A 2,555-nucleotide genomic window follows, 5' to 3' on the forward strand; every position below is an offset into this window, starting at 1 on the left:
GTTGATTTCCATAGTTTTGTTGTTTAAAAAGGCACCTTTTTCTAGTTGTTTTGTGATTGAAAAAGGTATTAGTTGTGCTTTTACTTTGTTGTTTTGTAACCAATTAGATATTGCTTCATCATCTGCATCATAAATGAGATAATCGTCTTGGGTTTGGTTTTTTGTTACTCTAAATTTAGATTCTATATAATTTTCATATTTATAATCGTATCTGTCTAAATGATCTGGACTTATATTAGTAATTATGGCAATATGTGGCTTGTAATTTATAATTCCGTCTAACTGAAAACTACTTAATTCTAACACATATAAATCATAGTTTTCTTCGGCAACTTGCCATGCAAAACTTTTTCCAATATTCCCTGCTAATCCAACATTTAAACCAGCTTCTTTTAGTAAATGATAGGTTAACATTGTTGTTGTTGTTTTACCATTACTACCTGTAATTCCAATTGTTGTTGCTTTTGTAAATGGTGCAGCAAACTCGATTTCAGAAATTACTGGAATTCCTTTTTCATGAAGCTTTTTTACTATGGCAACTTTGTCTGGAATTCCAGGACTTTTCATTACTACATCAGCATTTAGAATTAAATCTTCGGTATGCTTTTCGTCTTCCCATTTTATCTCGTATTTAGTAAGAACGTCTTTATAATTTTCTTTAATCTTTCCAAAATCGGACACAAAAACATCATATCCTTCTTTTTTTCCTAGAATTGCTGTGCCAACTCCGCTTTCGCCACCACCAAGAATTACTAACCTTTCCATCTTATAATTTTTAAGCCATTAAGAAATTAAACCTAATTATGTATTTAATTATCTTAATTTGAGAGTTACAATTGAAACGATTGTTAGTAAAATAGTTACAATCCAAAAACGAGTTACAATTTTACTTTCATGATACCCTTTTTTTTGATAATGATGATGTAATGGTGACATTAGAAACACTCTTTTACCTTCGCCAAAACGTTTTTTGGTGTATTTAAAATAGGTTACTTGTATTATAACAGATGCACTTTCGGCAAAGAAAATAGCACAGAAAACTGGCAATAACATTTCTTTTCTTACTGAGATTGCTAAAACCGCTATGATTCCTCCAATTGTTAAACTACCTGTGTCGCCCATGAAAACAGATGCTGGATAGGAATTGTACCAAAGAAATCCGATTAATGCTCCAACAAATGCAGCGATAAAAACGGTCATTTCTCCAGAATGAGGAATATACATTACATTGAGATAATTGGATAAGATAATATTACCCGAAACGAAAGTAAAAATACCGAGTGCAAGTACTGATATTGCTGATGTTCCTGCGGCTAAACCATCTATTCCATCTGTAAGATTTGCACCATTAGAAACTGCGGTTATGATAAAAATTACAATTGGAATAAAAATTAACCATGCCCAATCTTGATAATTATCTGTGAATGGTTCTAAAATTTTGGCATATTCTAATTCATTGTTTTTTATAAACGGAATTGTAGTTGCAGTAGATTTTAATTCTTTGGCTGGTTGACTAATTACATTTTCTGTTCTGTTGAATGTAATTGGTTTATTAGATTTTTCACGAACAGTAACTCCAGGATGAAAATATAAAACTGAACCTACAATTACTCCCAATCCAACTTGACCAATTACTTTAAAAATTCCTTTTAAACCTTGTTTGTCTTTTTTAAATATTTTAATATAATCATCAATAAATCCAATAGTTCCCATCCAAAGAGTGGTAACAATTAGTAGAACAATATAAATATTATTCAATTTTGTCAATAATAAAACCGGAATTAATGTGGCAACAATAATGATTAATCCACCCATTGTTGGCGTTCCGGCTTTTTGAGTTTGACCTTCTAAACCAAGTTCACGAACAGTTTCACCAACTTGTTGATTTCTTAAAAAATTTATTATTTTTTTTCCGTAAACGGTTGAAATCAATAACGAAAGTATTAATGCTAAAGCTGAACGAAATGTTATGTACTGAAACACTCCAGTTCCTGGAACGTCTAATGTTTTGTCTAAATATTCAAATAAATAATATAGCATTGCTTTTAGTTTAAAAGTTTAAGAGTTTCAATTGTATAGTTTCAAACTCAAATATTGTTTACTATTTGTTTAATTGTTCTAAAAATTCTTTTACAATTTTCATGTCATCAAAATCATGGCGTACACCGTTAATTTCTTGATAGGTTTCGTGTCCTTTTCCTGCAATTAGAATAATATCATTATCATTTGCAAGCTGACATGCTGTTTTTATTGCTTGTTTTCTATCTTCTATAGAAAGTGATTTTTTATAATTTTGTGGCTCAACACCAGCTTCCATTTCGGTTATTATTGTTGATGGATTTTCAGTTCTTGGATTATCTGAGGTAATGATTACTTTATCGCTCATTTGAGTAGCGATGTTTGCCATTATTGGTCGTTTGGTTTTATCTCTATCTCCTCCACAACCAACCACTGTAATTACTTTTTCATGTCCTTTACGCAATTTTTTTATAGTGCTTAAAACATTTTCTAAAGCATCTGGTGTGTGAGCATAATCAACAATGCCAACTACCAAA

At 30.7% G+C, this 2,555-nt stretch carries 3 protein-coding genes; all 3 read right to left on the reverse strand.

Features of this window, described 5'->3' with window-relative positions; all coding sequences use genetic code 11:
• On the reverse strand, positions 1–765 hold a 765-nt coding region (gene murD / locus ACH2BO_RS09620; RefSeq protein ID WP_395044529.1), incomplete at its 3' end, for a Mur ligase family protein.
• Between the two features lie 48 nt (positions 766–813).
• Positions 814–2,040, reverse strand: a complete 1,227-nt coding sequence (gene mraY, locus ACH2BO_RS09625) for a phospho-N-acetylmuramoyl-pentapeptide-transferase (RefSeq protein WP_395044530.1) — start codon at positions 2,038–2,040, stop codon at positions 814–816.
• Positions 2,041–2,101: 61 nt separating this feature from the next.
• Positions 2,102–2,555: glutamate ligase domain-containing protein (locus ACH2BO_RS09630; protein ID WP_395044531.1), on the reverse strand; the 454-nt coding region annotated here is incomplete at its 5' end.

The organism is Flavobacterium sp., assembly GCF_043773265.1.
In the GTDB taxonomy this organism is placed as follows: Bacteria; Bacteroidota; Bacteroidia; order Flavobacteriales; family Flavobacteriaceae; genus Flavobacterium.

Excerpts from the sequence above, each read along its gene's own strand:
- mraY (WP_395044530.1), bottom strand. The coding sequence starts at position 2,040 with ATGCTATATTATTTATTTGAATATTTAGACAAAACATTAGACGTTCCA.